Origin of the sequence: Gluconobacter sp. P5E10 (assembly GCF_018812145.1) — a bacterium.
Classification (GTDB): domain Bacteria; phylum Pseudomonadota; class Alphaproteobacteria; order Acetobacterales; family Acetobacteraceae; genus Gluconobacter; species Gluconobacter cerinus.
In genome coordinates, this window is the sequence record NZ_JACRVZ010000012.1 from 42,672 (window position 1) to 58,771 (window position 16,100).

The window sequence follows — 16,100 nt, forward strand, 5'->3', positions numbered from 1 at the left end:
TCATGTCCGCAGGAGAGTTTTCTCGCAACGGAAAACGAACGAAGACGGATTTTTGGAAAGCACTTCCGCCATGACTGGAGGCTTACTTTCAACAGAACCGTATTATTCCTGTTTAAGTTGAGTGGGCGTATCATGACACGCCTCTTCGGGTGTGCGTCTAGCCAGCGGCCACGCCCATCCATGATGATGCTGCTCGGCATATTAGGTAATGTCAGGGCATCAGACCTGATTGGACCGATCAATCACGAACCGCACTCCCCTAAAGGCTACAGCACCTCGCGTGCTGGCACCGGGACATTGCAGAGTGCGACCCCATGGGCGGGATGAACAAAGAACGGATCAATCCTAGCGGCGCGCGCAGCAAGATACGCCGTGAATGTCGCACTCTCGACGCGCATCGTCTGAACCTTCGGGCGCTCGGAGACCGGCAAGTCCGAAGCAAGCACGACGCTTTGAATACCGACGTTCTGTCGCACATCGTTATAAAACCCAAGTGGACCCGTGCCACGCGGTAACGCGCCCAATTGCTCCATCCCGACCAATACACGGCCGACGACCGCGAGGTTTCGGTCGAGTTGGCGGGGCGCCTCACCGTTGACCACATAAAGTTCCTGTCCGTTTCCTGTATCCGGCGGCATATCCCGCGCCACACCGATAGTCCCGTAGCACTGCGCCGGCCACACGCTCGTTCCATCGCCGCCAACTGGCCATCCATCTGCAAATCCGACCTGCGCGGCATAAGGATCGGTATAGCCGAGAGGATGATATGTGAGACCATCGAGCGGGCGATCGTATTCAGCAGGCGGATGCACGACGAAATGCGTGGGCAAAGATGCTTTTTCGTCCCTGACGCTCCATTGGACGACGTAATTATCCTGCACACGCATGATCGCTCCGCCGTCCCAGGCCCGACCTTGCGCAAGACGCACGATATTAGCGACGTGAACAGGCGAAAATTGCGGAGCGAGTTCGATTACGATCCGCCGCCCATCGTTCGTCTCCATAAGCAACAACTGCTCGGGCGCGACCGTCCGCCATGCACTATCCGGAGCATGATCCACGATCTCGGCAGGCGAGGGCACCGCAGCAAGAGTGCCCCCCAACGGCAATACGAGCAATAAGGCAGGAAGAGCATTTCGCATACGAGACAGAATGCCCATTTCCTACACCGAGGACTAGCCATTTCCAGTTCTCCCTCGTAGGACTGAAGCAGAATAGGCCTTCCACGTTACTTCGCAGGTGAATCAGAGGCAGTACTCCGTGGGGAGGGGAGTCAGCAAAAATCCGCTTCTAAGACGGATGCCAGAGATCTTGAGCGTCGGGAAAGTAGGCGTGATCGGCTTGTCTCAAGGATAGCGAGAAATACGTCGTGCCGTAGGCAGAAGCTCCCGGAATTGTTTCAGTACGGGACGCATGAACGCGTCACTGAACTGACCAAGCGATGACGTGTGCTGCAAGTAATACGAGGTAGCGGTCGGATCCAGGTTGTATTCGTCCAACAGGATCCATTGGCGCAATTCCTGATCAAGGCCTGCCCGCTTTTTCTCGGTTGCCGGGACCTCGACTGCAATGCGTGGCCCAGAGGGTTGTTTCGTCGTCAGGGGAAGGAGCAGAACATACTGACGATCATCACGTCCCACAAAGACTGCGGCAACTGCTGTTGGACGATCTTTGCGTCCTTCTGTTTCGCCATTCCCGCTCTGCCAATGCCAGAGATAGGGGTATCGCAGCACCATCCCTGGCCGAAATGTGTGACTCATGGTTCTGTGCGGGTTTCCAGCAGGTACCCATCGATCGCATTTGCTACATCGTGGGCCAGATCCTGAGGCATTTCCGTAGTGGCACCGGCAGTACGCTCTGGTGCGCTTCCCACCAATGCCTCGTATTGTTCGACACTCAGCATGACCAATCGTGGTTTGCCGCGCTGATTAATTGAAATTGGCCCTTGCAGGGCACTGGCGATGATGTCTCCGGATTTGCGGGACAAATCGCTTGTCGAGAATGTGCGCATAGCGTTCTCCTTTATTTACATAAAATACAGCATTCACCGATTTGATGCAATTTCTGAAAGGGTGAAGGAATAAGAGGAAAGGCGGGGCTGTCACGAACCAGCCAGCCGCGCAAGGCTCAGGCCGGGCGCGCTTCGCGCGGCCTTGCGCGGCTGGCTGGCCCGTGACGCGGGAGGGACATCTGAAAAATTATAGAAAGAGCGTCCCATGGCCGAGCTTCGCCGCGTTGATCCGAGAACCCTTGTGCCCAATCCGAACAATCCGCGCTCTTCCATCGGAAGCCTTGAGGAGCTGCGCAAACTCGCCCTGAATATCAAGGCGATTGGCATCCTCCATCCTCCGGCCGTCCGGGAACTGGAAGACGGCCGCCTCATGATCGTGGCAGGCCACCGTCGGACAGAAGGCGCCATCTATGCCGGTCTGACCGAGATCGACGTTTATGTCGGAGATCAGAGCGAAGACCTTGATGCCCTGGCCGCCGTCAGTGAGAACTTCGTGCGTCTGGACATGACGGAGCCGGAACAGTGGAACAGCGTCACCCGCCTGCGCGAGCAGCTCGGCTATACAGACCCGCAGGTCTGTGCCGCCCTGATGGTCACGCCGAGCTATCTCAAGCGTCTCAGCCTTCTGGCGAAGCTGCACCCGCCCATTCTGGATGCCATCGCCCTTGGCCGAGGCCCTGATGAGCGGCAGCGCAAGATCATCGCGCAGGCCTCTCTGGACGAGCAGCGTGCCGCATGGGCGGAAATGTTTTCCGAGAGCGTGGAAGACGACGAGGATCCGGCCGAGTATCGCGTGAAGGCCGAAGATCCGGAGGACACCGTGGCCTGGGGCGCACTTGCCCGAAATCTCGAACAGAAGGAATGGTACGCCCGCGACGCCAGGTTTGGCGACGATCTTGCCCGCAAGCACAAGATTGTCTGGATGGAAGATCTGTTTGCCGAGCCCGGAACGGACGGCCGCTACACGCTCGATGCCACGGCTTACGCGGCCGCACAGCAGGACTGGCTGGACAATGAGCGGCCCGAAAACTCCATTGTCCTGACCTCGGACGAGTACGGATACGTCCGCGCGCCCGAGGGCTTCATCACCATGGGCACCTGGATGGCGACACAGGAGGGGGAGGTCATGGGCTACGGCCTTAATCCTCGGACCCTGAAGATCGTGGAAGAACGCTGCCGTCCTTACAGCGCAGCAAAGCTGGACCACACGGGCGGCTCTTCCACGCCCGAAGCCCCGAAGGAACGACCGGACGTTTCCGGGACCGGCCACAAGATGATCGGCGAGATCCGCACCGTCGCTTTGCGCGAAGCCCTCGGCGAGGTGGCCGAGACAGCCGATCCATGGGAGCTGATCGCAGCCCTCCTGCTGGCGCTGGAAGCCGAGAACGTCCGTGTGCATGGCGATGCCAGCGGAAACAACTGGTCAGAGCCAACCGCCCGCACGCTTGCGATGGCTGACCTGTTCCCCGAAGGCAGCCTTGTCCGCGACGAAAAGCTGATCCGCCGCCATGCCGTCACCGTCCTGCAAAGCATCCTGAACTGCGACGTGTCGATGCACAGCGGCAGTGGCCTGCCCGCGCAGCTCGTGGGCGTTCTGTTCGGTGCCGACCAGAAGATGCCCAGCATGGCCTTTGAGGCGTTCCTCAAATGCTACAGCAAGCCCGGCATCACCAAAGCGGTTCAAACCGAAGGCCTTGCGCCGCAGAACACCGGCAAGGAGATGCGTGCGGTCCTTATGAACCATGTCGGGGAAGGCCACTGGCTGCCCGAGGTGGCGTCCTTTGCGCAGGCGCAGGACGTCTGGACGCAAAAGCAGAAGAAAAAACAGGCGAAGATCCGGGAGCTGGAAAGCGTGGTGGACGATGAGGACCTGGACGAGATGCCTGAAGATGATTTCGATGGAGCAGCCGATGATGAGGCCGACCTGTCGAACGGCCCTGTCGTGCCAGTGACGGAGCCGGACTCAGAAGAGAGTTTCTCTCTGCAAGCGCCCGAGCCCGAGCCGTCGGAGCACAACGAGGCCATGCAGTTCATGCGGGACCACCTCGAAATCGTTGTCGTGGCCTGAAGCAGGGAGCGGGAAAAGAAAAGGAAAGGAGGGGAGGGGCGCTGCCATCGCGCTCCGGCCGGGTCAAAAGGTGGCTCCTCACCGGCTTCGCCGCTTCCGGTGCCGGCGCACGCGCCGCTTTTGACCCGGCCCTCCCGCGCTGACGCTGGAGAAGACATCACGAAAATCCAAAGGAAAAGGATCAGACGATGTTCGTTCCCTCTCTCGCTCCCATTCAGGTCGGCACCCGCGTTTATACCCATCTCTACAGCCGGGGAGCCGGGATCGTCATGGCTGTTTACGGCAAGGAAAGCCCGACCACCGTCCGGTCCCTGTCGCGTGGCGGGGCCATCGTGTCGGGTGGGAGCGCCTCCTACGATATCGTCTTTGCCTGTGGCTCGATCTCCCGTCGTCTGCCCGAGGCCATTCTGCGCGGTGTCCAGTGGCGGATCGAAGCCGACAAGAAACTGGCAAGCGCTGAGGAGATCGCCTTCCTCCGCACCCATGCCGAAGAGGTTGAGGCTGAGAAGGTGGCAGCCGAAGCGCGCGCGAAAGCCGAACATGCCGCCGAGGTCGCAGCACTGCGCGTCAATCCGGACTATGCCCATCTGGAACAGGGCGACGACAGCAGCGGCACGCTGGCGGCCAAAAACATCCGCCGGATGCTGAAGAAGGCTTTCCCGAAGGTGAAGTTTTCCGTCCGCAAAAGCCACTACGGCAGTGTGACCGTGCGGACCGAGGAGGATCTGGACGAGACGGCGACCGAAACCCTCCAGGCCATCACTTCGCGGTTCAAGTCCGGATATTACGACTGGCAGTCCGACTGCCACCTGACCAGCAACAGCCCCTGGCAGGACGTGTTCGGCAGCTCCGAATTTGTGAGCGACTGAGCCTCTCTTTTTCCGTTCGCCCTTCAAGGCCGCCCGTTCCGGAGCGGCCTTTTTCAGTTCCGGAGCCCTGACATGCCCGTTTTTATTGTGACGCTCAGCGAGTGCCAGCTTCTCTCCGATCGCGTCAACTTTCACGTCGAGGCCGAGACGGCCGAGGCAGCCGGTCAGCTTGTGCTGGACGCGACGGCCGACGAGCCGAACGAGAGCGGGCTGCGCCCGGTTCGCCTGCCAGACGGTCAGAAGACCGTTCTCGAACCCGGAGACGTGGACGGAAATGAAGTCTCGGTGTCCGTCCGCCCGGTCGATCAGCCGGATGCGGTGGCCACGCAGATCGGCGCGTGCTGGCATCTGGATCTCTCGGCACCTGAAGCGCGCCGCCTTCTTCCCGTCCTGACCGGTGCGGTTGTGGACGAGGACGATTCCGTAACGCGCGCGCTCTGTGCCCGCCTGGCGCGGCAGGTCGCCAATCTCGCGCAGTAGGAGACGGGAAAAGAAAAAGGGGGAAGGGGAAGAAGGAGAGGGCAGGCACCACACCGGAGCCTGTCTGGCAAAGGGTGGGTCGGCCGTCTCCTCGCTGCGCTGCGGGTCGTCCGATCCCGCTGCGTTGCAGCGCCTTTGCCAGCCAGTCTCCGCTGCGGTCGCCGGAAGAGGTCATGAAAGAAAACAGGAGAATGACATGGCCGACATTTCCGATCTTCGCCCCCGCAACCGCACGGAATGGCTCGAACTCGCAGGGTTCGTAGCGGGCGTCGCGCTGTTCGCAGCCTTCATCGTTCTGGTGGTGGTGCTTCCCGCCTTTCTCTGACCGATCCGAGATCAGCCGCCCTCACGGGCGGCCCTGTCCTGTGTGGAGATCACCATGCCGACATACACTCTGGCTGCCATCCCTGCGGCCTCTCACGGGAGCCTCATCTCCTGTTCGTCCCCTGACCGCTACAGACAGACACGGATCGAAGCGGCTGACCTTGCGGAAATCCGGGTGGCAGTAGCCGCATACGGTGCACGCCTGCACGACGACTACCCGGAAGACTCCTTTCTCGTGTCTGTGACACCCGAGCGTGGGAGCGATCATCCCGAGGGCTTCTGCGACGCCCGCTGGAAAGGCTCCCTCGGGACCGAGCAGTGGATCAGGACGATCCCTGAGGAGACGCCGTTCAAAGCCTACCTCGCCGAGGTCGAGGCGATGCTTGAGCGCGAGGTGCAGTCATGAACGGCCCGGAGCCAGCGTCCATCGCGTGTCCGTCGCTGCGACGGCCTCCGATCCAGCCTCAGGGCCTCACCGCAACGCAGTTCAGCGACACAGCCGAGAAAGCGAAAATCGGCAATGCGCTGCTGGCCTTCATCGCACGCGGGTTTCCGCAGAGCGCGTGGAACCGCACGCTTTACAACCGCCTGAGCCAGATGTTCGGGCATATCGCCCATTTCGACATCCATGGCTTCTGGGGGGCGCAGTTCTCCACGACACAGGCGCGTCTGGGCTTCCTGCGTGGCATCGCCCTGTACCGCTGTTATGGCGATCCGGCCTGGACCTGGTCGGACGTCGAACGCGACATCCGCGAGCGCATCATCGGCAGCGGGCTGATCGACGCTTACACACGCGCCCTTGCCGCCGAGCAGGAGGCCCGCGACCGGGCCGATCTGGCCCGTCTGGCACAGCGCTTCCGGATCGCCCTGCCATCCGAACACCAGCCTCTCCCTGCCGCGCCCGTGCAGGCCGAGCTTTTCTGACACGGGCCAGAGAAAAGGACAGACCAATGGTTCAGACCCTCAGCCTTGCCATCGTCATTGGCAACCTTGGTGCGGATCCCGAGATCCGCACAGGGCAGGACGGACACCGCGTGGCCCTCTTCCGTCTGGCGACGGACAGCCACCGGACCGACACGCACACCGGTCGTCGCGTCCCGCAGACCGTGTGGCACAGGATCGTCTGCCACAACGACTTTCTGACAGATCTTCTGGAGCGACGCGCCCGCAAGGGCCAGCTCGTGTTCGTACGCGGCGCTTACGAACCCCGTCCCCGCACAGATCAGGCGCCCCCTGAGACCGAGATCGTCGTGAGCGCCCAGGACGGGGATGTGATGATCCTTAGCGATCCGGGACGCTGACGTCCTTTTTCTTCGAAACACGCACGCAAACCGGCCCTGGAGCCGGTCTTTTTATACCCGCTTCCTGAAGGAGGCGGGTTTCAGGAGGCTTTATGTTCTATTCGACGCCCGCTCCCCTCACAGTCCCTCGCAGTCAGGCGCGCGCCCTGAGTGTGCGCCTCATGGCAGAGGCCGTGTTCCTGGAAGACACGGATCAGTCCCTCATGCTGCCATCGCGCCTGACGGCCGGTTTCCGCCGCAAGGCCGCGACGCTGCGCCGCCGCTCGCAGGAGAAGCTCCTGGACAGCCTCGATCGTCCGGAAGGTGTGGCATGAGGACGGCGACGGTGGACCGCCGCGCGTATTCACGCCGTTTCTGGGACGGAAAAACGCGGTTCTCACAGGCCGTGAGACGCACACTGGCGGAGCTGGAGCGACAGAAAGGGCAGACGAAGAAGGACGAAGACGGGATGGCCGACACAGGGCCTTCGAAAAAAAGCTGAGGCCGGGGGGCATCAGTCGCAGATGGCACGGGCAGGCTGGTGACACTTCTTGAAGGATCCGTTCATGCCGTATCATCAGACGTTGCCGCTTCAACCACCCCTTGCGGGGTGGCACGGAGCTGTGTTCCGACCTCGCCGTCATGCGATCAGTGTGACAGTCACGGTCCGAGGGTCTCAAGACAACCCTTCGGGCTCCAGACCGCGTCTTTCGTCAAAAGAGGGCCGCGTTCATCGCAGGACGTTGTCCCGCGCCGCCCGCAACCCGCTTTTGCCGATCCGCAGTCTTCCGGTCCTGACACCCTCGGCCCGCAACTGTCGTGTTCCTGGCAGGACGGGACGAGAAAAACGTCTCCACACATCTCCTTTCAGCGGCAACACCGGGGGCTGCGCTGCCCCCGAAACCCCCGCAGGACGAACAAGAAAAACTGGTTTTTGCCGCTCTGGACGCAAGAACTATTTCACTAAAACAAGTAAATATATTCCGCCCTATTCTGTTGTATTCATTGGATATTATGGCGGGAATTTACTATACTTACCACAGATCGAAAGTAACGGACGTTCGGGAGGATATTCCGCCATGGCTTACCAGAACTCGCCCCAGCAGATGAACGACGAACTCCAGAAGTTTCGTGACGAGATCAGTTGCATCGTTGTTCTGGAGAAGGCCGGTTACAGGTTCGCCCGGTCCGAAAGTTCCGCCCGTCACATGCGCTTTCGTCGCCAGAAGGGCGAGAGCATCATCGTGACCCATGGCGGTAAAGGCTGGTGGGATCCGCACAATTCCTCTTCGATCGTCAAAGGCTCGGTCATCGACCTGGTCCGGTTCCTCAATCCGGGCATGTCCCTTGGCAATGCGCGCGTGGAACTCCGTGGAATGCTGGGCCTTGCGCCGAGCGGGGCCGAGTACGTGGCGGAACCCAAGGAGCGCAAGCCCGCGCGTGATCCGAAATATATGTGGAAGAACCGTCAGGCTCCCCGTCCCGGGTCGGCCGCCTGGATCTATCTGACCCGCGACCGGGCGTTGCCGGAGAGCATCCTTCATCTGGCCATCGAGCAGGGCCTCCTGCGTGAAGGCATGAAGGGCACGGCGTGGTTCGCTCATAGCAACAATGCCGGTGAGCTGACTGGCATGGAGATGCGCGGTCCGGACTATCGCGGCTTCTCCTCGGGCGGCGGTGGCAAGCTTCTCTTTCGGATGAGGACTGGCGAAAAAGGGGAAACGCCCGTTCGTCTGGTCATCGGTGAGTCTGCCATCGACGTGCTGTCCTATGCCGCCATGGACCCGTTCAATTTTGAACCCAGCCTGTATGTCTCATCAGGCGGCGGCATGAGTCCCGAGGCCCTGGAGGAGTTTCGTGCGCTTCTTGGCACCCTTGAGGCAGGCGGCCGCGTCATGATTGCCGTGGACTGCGATGCCCAGGGCGACCGTTACGAAGAGATCTATGCGCCCATGATCCGTGAGGCCGGGCTGAAACCCCTGCGCTACTCACCCAGTGCCCGGGACAAGGACTGGAACGCCGTCCTGCAGCGCCGCGCCCGTCAGGACGTGGCCGCATGAAACAGAGTAAATCCCGTCTGAGCTGGCAGGCCATCACCCTGATCCTGTGGCGGCAGGACGCAGAGGCCATGAAAGTCTGGAAGCGTGCCGGGGTGGGATCTTCTGCCCCTGAAGTCTTCTGTGAGGCGCAGACGCCCGAGGGTCTGGTGCAGGGTGTCGTGATCGGCGGTGATCGCCTGAATGACGCCTGGGACCGCGACGGCGAGCTGATCGTCTTCACCCGCAAGTCCACGATCGTCCGTCTGAACGGACCTGAACTCCCAACGCTCACTTTGTCAGCCTGCCCCAAGGCTTTTGAGGACGTCATGATGTATAACGACACCCGCTCTGCGGCCCGCCAGCATATCGACCAGATGGTTCTCAAGAGCGGCCTGACCTTCAACATGCTGGGCCATGAAAAGGCCTCTGCGATCTGGATGGATCATGCGCGCCGCCTCGGCTGTACGGATCCGGAAGCGCCGGAGATGCCGGTCCCGCATCAGCTTGTGTGGCTGGGCAGCGGCCTGAACCGCGCCCTGGCCCTCGTCATTGCCGGGCGTTGGGACGGCCCTCATGAGGGCTTCAATCTCTATCATCCGCTGACCCTCTTTACTGACAGCAGCAATGTCGTGGCCGTCGAGGATCCGGTGGCGTCTGAAGTCTATCCGGTTGAGCAGGTGCCCGCATGAGCGTCTATCCCCAAACCCTCGCACCCGTACTGGATCCGCTGACCCCTGTGCAGCGTGAGGCCGCCATGGCGCTTGGCCGCGTGCTGGTGCTGGCTGGGGCGGGAACGGGAAAAACAAAGACGCTTACGGCTGGTGTGGCCTGCCGGATTCAGATGTATGGGATGCGCCCGTCACAGATCCTGTGTGTGACCTTTACCAACAAGGCTGCTCAGGAAATGCGCGAGCGCATCACGAGCGTCTTAGGCGAGGGACAGGCTCCATTCTGGCTTGGCACCTTTCACGGCCTCGGCGCGCGGCAGCTCCGGGCGGAGCCTGAGGTGGCGCAGTTGCACCCGGGCTTTGACATCCGCGACGCAGATGATGCCACGGCGCTGATCCGTCGTCTCATGAAGGCCATGGACCCGGAGACTGTGCCCGAACCGGACACAGGCAAGAAGTGTGACGTCCGGCAGGTCAAAAAGATGGGCGAGCGGATCGGGCATCTGAAGGAGAACCTCGTGACACCTGAGGCCGCACCGGCCTGGGTGCGCGGGCTGATCGAGCGCCGCCGTGCAGCGCGTCAGATGGTCGATGTTGAAGGCTGGGAGTTTGCGGTCCGGCTTTACCAGATCTATCAGGCCACCCTGCGCGAGCAGAATGCCGCCGATTTCTCGGACCTGCTGATGTGGCCAACGCTTGCGCTGATGAATGACCGATCCTATCGTGACAGGTGGTCGCAGCGCTTCACGTCCGTGATGGCCGATGAGTTTCAGGACGTGAACCGTGCGCAGATGCTGTGGCTCACCTATATGTCTGAATACTCACGGGAACTCTTTGCCGTGGGCGATGATTCGCAATCAATATATTCTTGGCGTGGGGCCAAAATTGGCTTTATCCGGAACTTCGTTCGGGAGTTTGACGGGGCCAGACTTTTCAAGCTCGAAGAGAACTTCCGCTCGACGCATCATATCCTCCAGGCTGCCAACGCCATCATCGCGCGAGACCCGGGCCGGATCCCGAAGACGCTGTTTACCCAGAAGGGCGACGGTCAGAAGATTGAGGTGCTCTCCTACGATTATGCGTCAGATGAGGCCGACGCGATTGCAGCCGAGATGGGACGTCGTGCGGCAGAAGGTGTCGCCTGGCATGACATGGCGATGATCTACCGGATCAACCGTCTGTCCCGTTCTCTGGAAGAAGCGCTGCTCAAGGCGCGCATCCCCTACGAGATCATCGGCGATGTCGGCTTCTATCATCGCGCCGTGGTGAAGGACGCGCTCGCTTTCCTGATGCTGGCGGCCTGCTCTGACAGTCGCCAGTCCGATGAGGCGTTCCGGCGCGTGGCCAATGTGCCCAGGCGCGGCCTTGGCGCCAAGGCGCTTGGCCAGATCGAGCAGGAGGCTCAGGATCGCGGCCTCAGCCTGTGTGCGGCCGTCACCACGGCAACGCTTCCGGCCAAGGTGCGTGACAGCCTGCTTGCCTTCCGTGAGACGGTCTCCCGGATCGGGCAGATCCCGGACATGCGGCTTTGCGATCGCCTCGATACGCTTCTGAAAGAGACGGGCTATTATACGATGTGGCGGGAGGCCGCATCCGAAGAGGGGGAGACGGCCTTGCAGAACCTGTCCGAGCTGGTCGGGCTGGCCGAGGGCTTTACCCGGCTTCAGGATCTTCTGGAGCACGCAGCCCTTGCCACGGCCTCACCGAATGAGCGCGGACGCGACCGGGTGCAGCTCATGACCATGCATCGGGCCAAAGGTCTGGAGTTTCCCCACGTCTTCCTGCCAGCCTGGGAGGAGACAGTCTTTCCGGGGATGGGCGAGCGCAATTATGAGGAAGAGCGCCGTCTGGCCTATGTGTCGCTGACCCGTGCCATGCAGCAGGCCACGATCAGCAGTGTCGGCTATCGTCAGGGTGTTTCAGCGAGGCCGTCAGGCTTCATTGAGGAAATCCCAGCCGAGCATCGCGTGACGGGCTGGCTGCGCCAGCAGGGGCAATCGAAGAGAAGAGAGACAGGGGGCCGGTTCCGGCACACGGCGGCCGCTCTTGATGCCATGGGGTTTTAAGGGATGTCCGATCATCACAGTCCTGACGACAGGCCTTACATCTCTCAGCGGCCCAGGACGAAGTCCGGCTGGCTTTATGACTGCGAGGTTTGCGGGAAGGGCGCAGCTTTCGGGTTCACCGGAACAAAGGGCGATACACACTATTGCTCCGAGCACCGTCATCTGGGACGAGGCGTGGCTCCGGCCCCCATGCCGCGAACCACGCGGCCGCAGTGACCTGTCAGGTTATCTTTCGTATAGGGTGCGATCCTGCACAGTCGAAATTTGAAAAGGGAATTTGCAATGACCTCAAATAGTGAGACAGATTTTCGGCGTCTGACAGCCAATATTGTGGAAAGCTATGTGAGTGCCCATGAACTTCCCGCAGAGCAGATTTCTGATTTGATCCGCAGTGTTCATACAGCCCTTGCGTCGGCCGGCCAGCCGCCGGAGCCAGAACCAGTTGAGCTGGTCCCGGCCGTCCATCCGAAGCGGTCCGTGTTCGAGGACTACATCATCTGTCTCGAAGACGGAAAGAAGCTGAAGATGCTCAAGCGCCATCTCAAGAGCGTCTATAATCTCACCCCGGATGAGTACCGCTCAAAATGGGGACTGCCGTCCAACTATCCCATGACGGCGCCAGGATATTCACGGCATCGGACCGAGCTGGCGCATCAGATCGGTCTTGGGACCGCGAAGGGTGGTCGGAGCCAGCCTACACCTGAGCCCGAAGAGACCGAGCCTGAGGTGCCTGTGCGGAAAATCCCGGAGAAGCGTCGCGGACGCCCTGCAAAGGGCTGAGTCTCTTTTAGGAAGTCGCAGAAGCGGTCTTTACCTTTGCGGGGTAAAGGGATCTTTTCAGATCCAATGAACCGCAAGGACAGACCGTGACCCGCCTTCTTTCTTCTCTCGCCCTGGCAGCCGGCCTCACGGCCGCTGCCCTTTCGCCAGCCATGGCCCTCGATCCCGCGCTTGGGAGTATGGGGATTGCGATCCCGTCACCCGTGGCCGGAGGCCATGCGGCCTCTGTCCGAACCACATTTGAAGCCATCCCTGACAGTCTTCAGGATCTTCTGAACAAGAATTATCTCATCCATTCCAGCGCAGGCGAGGAGGGCAATATCCTGATCCTCCAGAAGGATAATGGTGCGGCACAGCCTTACACCTGGGTGCGGTGCGAGCTGCTCGGCGATCATAATGGCAATACGCGTCTGACCTTCAGTCAGCATGTGACCTCCACCTGCTGGAAGCTGAACTGATGTGTGATGCGATGCCGGTCTCAAAGACCGGGCCTTTTCGTCCGCAGACCCAGCAGGTTGTGGATGCGCTGAACACGGCCTTTCCTGGCCAGTATGCAGGTGTCTGCAAGGCCTCTGATCTGTCGTCCGAGGCCGAGGAGGAGCACGACGACGATCTTGAAGAAGACGGCCTGCTCAGCGATTTCGTCTTTCTGTCGGATGGATGGGCTGTGCGGGTCGATTACGATCCCGAAGATCCGGATCTCTGCCTGGGCCTGTCGGCTGGCAGCACGGAGGCACCGGCCGACGGTCTGGAAGTCGATCTTGATGACGGTGAGGAAATTCCGGATGGCGTCCTGAAAGACGTCACGGACTTTATTGACGAACAACGCCAGGCCTCGGCAAAACACTGACCTGTCCCGATAAGGGAGGCACCCTTGGCGCTTTCCTTATCCATCTCAGCAAGGAAGGACTGGCCGCGTGACTGGTGAACCGATCTATCCCGCCCCCTGCACATATGAGAGCCTGACCGAGCAGCAGAAAGAGGCTGTTGGTCAGTTCATGTCAGAGCGTCTGAAGCAGAAAACCCGAGGGATTCTCCCGGGAACGCTGCATACCGTGGTCGAAAAGGGACGGACGCATGCGTTCGTCTCCTGGGACGAGCATCACGTTTATGAAGTCAGCCCGATCACCAGCCTGCGTCTGGTGCTTGATCCGGATGGGCGCCCCCTGGGCTGTCCGAAGGACGGGCTGCTGTATCTTTCTGATGTTGGCGGTGAGGCGGTTGTCCGGATCCTGCCGACAACCCGATATACGGCCGCCGCGATTGGGATTGGCACGGACTAAGGCACTGCGCGCCTATTTTCTTGTATGATGGGCGACGTGCACAATCCTCTGCCACACGCCCATCATCACTCCTGAAGCCTCTCCGCCACTTTGTCTCAGTTCGTCTGCCAGAGCGTCCGGCGATCTGACACTGGACTTTAGGGCCGGGCTGACGCTGGCGCGTCCGGTGAGGACTACGCGGCTCAGGATCTCCACATCCAGACAGGCCTGCGAGGTGATGGCGCGGACCGCCGCGCAATGGCCTGCGTTCTGGCGGACGGGGCTGTAGATCAGCCGGCCTTCTTCTTCCTTCCCAAGACGTTGGCGCCAGTATTCGTCATTCGGATGCCCGCTCAGATGGCCCGCATAGTGCTTGGTCTCGATGACCATGAGACCACGGGGCAAGAGGACGAGATGGTCAATCTGGGTCGTGCCATCACCAGAGGCCTTGGGAAGGTGAACGTCATGGAGGCTGGGCCGTCCCAGTTCGTTCAGGAGGGCGCGGATCCTGTCCTCGCCTTTGGCACCTTTGAGTTCCGCCTGAAGGCTCTTCCATGCTGCGTGCGCGCTGTCGCTCCGCTCGATGCGAGAGGGGCCGCCACGCGGCCGTAGTCTCAGGCGGACCATACGAAGGCGCGCCTCCAGGCGAAAGTATGGGGGTTGGTAAAGCGCATGGCATGTCTCTGGTCTGGCAAACGATATCCGGACTCTAGCGACGTGCTTTGCGACTTTGCGGTCTCTCTATTTGGCACCGCATCGCGAGAACACCTGTCACACTCTGCCGATGCCAACGCCTAGTTAGGGGGGGGGAACGGAATGTCTCCTAACAGGCATTATGACGAAGAAGCGGCGACGCGACCGACTACGCCACTTCTCTTCAGCGGCAGACTTGACGCGCCAATGTAATGCCTAGCCTGGCTTCTTACCGCAATAACCAGGACAACAACTCAATCTGAGGTGTAATAATATGACCACTCTGTTTTAATGTTTAGCGCGCGGAAGATTTGTATTTCAATATCAGAACGTATCTCGCGACCATATCGAGCCGTATCCAGATTGGCCATATCTAGTAGCTGCGTGAGTTCCATTATTGTGCGACCAATGACTTGAAGACCATCTGCCATATCGGCCACCATCGCAGGAACGTAACTATAATCATTTAATACAATCTGCAATTCGCGGAGTTTGGAACGTAAGGGGTCACTCGGGTGAGGCCTCGCCAACCTTGAAAAAAGATCGCGTCCGACTTTGGATAATTCATCATCCTCAGTCAGAGTTATCTTCCACCGTGTATTAGTTTGAACTAAATTTCTTTGAGATATATCCTTAATAAGGATGCAATTTTTATCGATATTAACGTCAACAAAAACCACCGGAATGCTATGGTTTAACCAGTATTCTTTATGTTTTTCATCTATGTAATGGGTAATGCTATTTTTTTCATCTGTATTCTCTGACGATTTTATCTGAGCTGCGACGTATGTGCCGGTTGCCATTCGGTTTCCATCGACCAGTTCGATCCAAGCGTCAATCCCTACATCTGTACTTGTATTTAACCGACAAATATGACCAAGAACCTTAGTGGTCATCATGGAAAAATAATGAATGCCGACCTGATCTATTGTATTGTTGGCTGTAAATTGCATTTGTATATCCCGTTTCAAGGTGGCAAAACCTTAAATGTGAAACCATGAACTCGCAAATTTGTATCGGTATATCATGAATAAACAGCACCCCGATTTAACCGAGACCAGGCCCGATTTGCTGAATTTCCCAGTTGTTACTTAACGACCTAGGTGTAGGCGTAAGCAGCCGTCAATCGTGCACTCCTCGGACGCGTACTTTGTAAATAAGAAAAAGAAAAAACAGGGAAGACGCGCCACAGGTCGTCCGGCCGCCACAATGGTTCGGCCGCACGCGGCCCGCGCCCTGAGGGCACGCCATTGTCCCGGCCAGCCGTCTGCGCCCGCCGGAAAGCATCTGAAAAGAGAAAAAGGATGTTCTCCGTGGCTACTCCCGTCATAACAGTCTTCACGCTCACCGGCCCACAGGACCGTTTGCGCCAGATCGCCAGAGAGCGCGCCTACCGGACCTGCGCACCCGAACACATGACGTGGGAGGATGAGACAACACTCGTGATGACCCTCGAAAGCGGGATCGGGACCTCATTTCTTGGTCATGGGCTGGGGTTGTCTGACGAATATCCAGACGTCAGCATCCGGGGAATGGAGTATTTCGACTGCTTCGATGATC

General features: G+C 59.7%; 21 protein-coding genes and 1 pseudogene. 17 read left to right on the plus strand and 5 right to left on the minus strand.

What is annotated here, in order from left to right; all coding sequences use genetic code 11:
- Positions 1-266 precede the first annotated feature (266 nt).
- The 3 genes from KP707_RS15755 to KP707_RS15765 all read right to left on the minus strand — a co-directional run bounded on the left by KP707_RS15755 (position 267) and on the right by KP707_RS15765 (position 2,011).
- Positions 267-1,160 (minus strand): peptidylprolyl isomerase, encoded by an 894-nt coding sequence (locus tag KP707_RS15755; protein ID WP_211504752.1) that lies wholly within the window; start codon positions 1,158-1,160, stop codon positions 267-269.
- A gap of 186 nt (positions 1,161-1,346) precedes the next feature.
- Positions 1,347-1,760: a hypothetical protein gene (locus KP707_RS15760; protein WP_228119037.1), complete on the minus strand. Its 414-nt coding sequence runs from the start codon at positions 1,758-1,760 to the stop codon at positions 1,347-1,349.
- A complete protein-coding gene (locus KP707_RS15765) occupies positions 1,757-2,011 on the minus strand; it encodes a type II toxin-antitoxin system prevent-host-death family antitoxin (RefSeq protein WP_099287192.1) in 255 nt (84 codons plus the stop codon). Before KP707_RS15765 ends, KP707_RS15760 begins: the two co-directional genes overlap by 4 nt.
- Positions 2,012-2,216: 205 nt before the next feature.
- Here KP707_RS15765 and KP707_RS15770 point away from each other — a divergent pair, with 205 nt between their 5' ends.
- The 16 genes from KP707_RS15770 to KP707_RS15845 all read left to right on the plus strand — a co-directional run bounded on the left by KP707_RS15770 (position 2,217) and on the right by KP707_RS15845 (position 13,868).
- On the plus strand, positions 2,217-4,079 hold the full coding sequence (locus KP707_RS15770; RefSeq protein ID WP_211504751.1) for a ParB/RepB/Spo0J family partition protein: 1,863 nt from the start codon (positions 2,217-2,219) through the stop codon (positions 4,077-4,079).
- Between the two features lie 188 nt (positions 4,080-4,267).
- Positions 4,268-4,948 carry an LPD29 domain-containing protein gene (locus KP707_RS15775; protein ID WP_202208648.1) on the plus strand — a complete coding sequence of 227 codons (681 nt, stop codon included), beginning with the start codon at positions 4,268-4,270 and terminating at the stop codon, positions 4,946-4,948.
- A gap of 72 nt (positions 4,949-5,020) precedes the next feature.
- Positions 5,021-5,428, plus strand: a complete 408-nt coding sequence (locus KP707_RS15780; RefSeq protein WP_211501616.1) for a hypothetical protein — start codon at positions 5,021-5,023, stop codon at positions 5,426-5,428.
- 196 nt (positions 5,429-5,624) lie between these two features.
- Positions 5,625-5,753 carry a hypothetical protein gene (locus KP707_RS17025; protein ID WP_256445653.1) on the plus strand — a complete coding sequence of 43 codons (129 nt, stop codon included), beginning with the start codon at positions 5,625-5,627 and terminating at the stop codon, positions 5,751-5,753.
- A 54-nt stretch (positions 5,754-5,807) separates the two neighbouring features.
- The gene (locus KP707_RS15790; protein WP_211501617.1) at positions 5,808-6,158 is read left to right on the plus strand and encodes a hypothetical protein; all 351 of its coding nucleotides are present in this window, start codon (positions 5,808-5,810) and stop codon (positions 6,156-6,158) included.
- Positions 6,155-6,676: a hypothetical protein gene (locus tag KP707_RS15795; RefSeq protein ID WP_211501618.1), complete on the plus strand. Its 522-nt coding sequence runs from the start codon at positions 6,155-6,157 to the stop codon at positions 6,674-6,676. Before KP707_RS15790 ends, KP707_RS15795 begins: the two co-directional genes overlap by 4 nt.
- Positions 6,677-6,702: 26 nt before the next feature.
- Positions 6,703-7,053 (plus strand): single-stranded DNA-binding protein, encoded by a 351-nt coding sequence (gene ssb, locus KP707_RS15800; protein WP_211501619.1) that lies wholly within the window; start codon positions 6,703-6,705, stop codon positions 7,051-7,053.
- A 92-nt stretch (positions 7,054-7,145) separates the two neighbouring features.
- Positions 7,146-7,367 (plus strand): hypothetical protein, encoded by a 222-nt coding sequence (locus tag KP707_RS15805; RefSeq protein ID WP_062028029.1) that lies wholly within the window; start codon positions 7,146-7,148, stop codon positions 7,365-7,367.
- Positions 7,364-7,534 (plus strand): hypothetical protein, encoded by a 171-nt coding sequence (locus KP707_RS15810; protein WP_211501620.1) that lies wholly within the window; start codon positions 7,364-7,366, stop codon positions 7,532-7,534. The genes KP707_RS15805 and KP707_RS15810 overlap by 4 nt, the downstream gene beginning before the upstream one ends.
- Positions 7,535-8,111: 577 nt before the next feature.
- The gene (locus KP707_RS15815) at positions 8,112-9,092 is read left to right on the plus strand and encodes a DUF3991 and TOPRIM domain-containing protein (protein ID WP_064275722.1); all 981 of its coding nucleotides are present in this window, start codon (positions 8,112-8,114) and stop codon (positions 9,090-9,092) included.
- Positions 9,089-9,760: a hypothetical protein gene (locus KP707_RS15820; protein WP_064275723.1), complete on the plus strand. Its 672-nt coding sequence runs from the start codon at positions 9,089-9,091 to the stop codon at positions 9,758-9,760. Before KP707_RS15815 ends, KP707_RS15820 begins: the two co-directional genes overlap by 4 nt.
- Entirely contained in the window at positions 9,757-11,805 is a 2,049-nt protein-coding gene (locus KP707_RS15825) for an ATP-dependent helicase (protein ID WP_211510624.1), read from the plus strand. Before KP707_RS15820 ends, KP707_RS15825 begins: the two co-directional genes overlap by 4 nt.
- Before the next feature lie 282 nt (positions 11,806-12,087).
- Positions 12,088-12,585 carry a MucR family transcriptional regulator gene (locus KP707_RS15830; RefSeq protein ID WP_015074916.1) on the plus strand — a complete coding sequence of 166 codons (498 nt, stop codon included), beginning with the start codon at positions 12,088-12,090 and terminating at the stop codon, positions 12,583-12,585.
- A gap of 86 nt (positions 12,586-12,671) precedes the next feature.
- Positions 12,672-13,043, plus strand: a complete 372-nt coding sequence (locus tag KP707_RS15835) for an ABC transporter substrate-binding protein (protein ID WP_215751875.1) — start codon at positions 12,672-12,674, stop codon at positions 13,041-13,043.
- Entirely contained in the window at positions 13,043-13,435 is a 393-nt protein-coding gene (locus tag KP707_RS15840) for a hypothetical protein (protein WP_215751876.1), read from the plus strand. The genes KP707_RS15835 and KP707_RS15840 overlap by 1 nt, the downstream gene beginning before the upstream one ends.
- Before the next feature lie 67 nt (positions 13,436-13,502).
- Entirely contained in the window at positions 13,503-13,868 is a 366-nt protein-coding gene (locus tag KP707_RS15845; RefSeq protein WP_211499425.1) for a hypothetical protein, read from the plus strand.
- A gap of 12 nt (positions 13,869-13,880) precedes the next feature.
- Here the strand turns inward: KP707_RS15845 and KP707_RS15850 are convergent, their stop codons facing one another.
- Both KP707_RS15850 and KP707_RS15855 read right to left on the minus strand, forming a co-directional pair.
- Entirely contained in the window at positions 13,881-14,474 is a 594-nt protein-coding gene (locus KP707_RS15850; RefSeq protein ID WP_211499424.1) for a nuclease-related domain-containing protein, read from the minus strand.
- A gap of 320 nt (positions 14,475-14,794) precedes the next feature.
- Positions 14,795-15,493, minus strand: a complete 699-nt coding sequence (locus KP707_RS15855) for a DUF4365 domain-containing protein (RefSeq protein ID WP_099213634.1) — start codon at positions 15,491-15,493, stop codon at positions 14,795-14,797.
- A 351-nt stretch (positions 15,494-15,844) separates the two neighbouring features.
- On the opposite strand from KP707_RS15855, the pseudogene KP707_RS15860 reads away from it, so the two are divergent.
- Positions 15,845-16,100 (plus strand): annotated as a pseudogene (locus tag KP707_RS15860) (hypothetical protein); the annotation flags it as partial.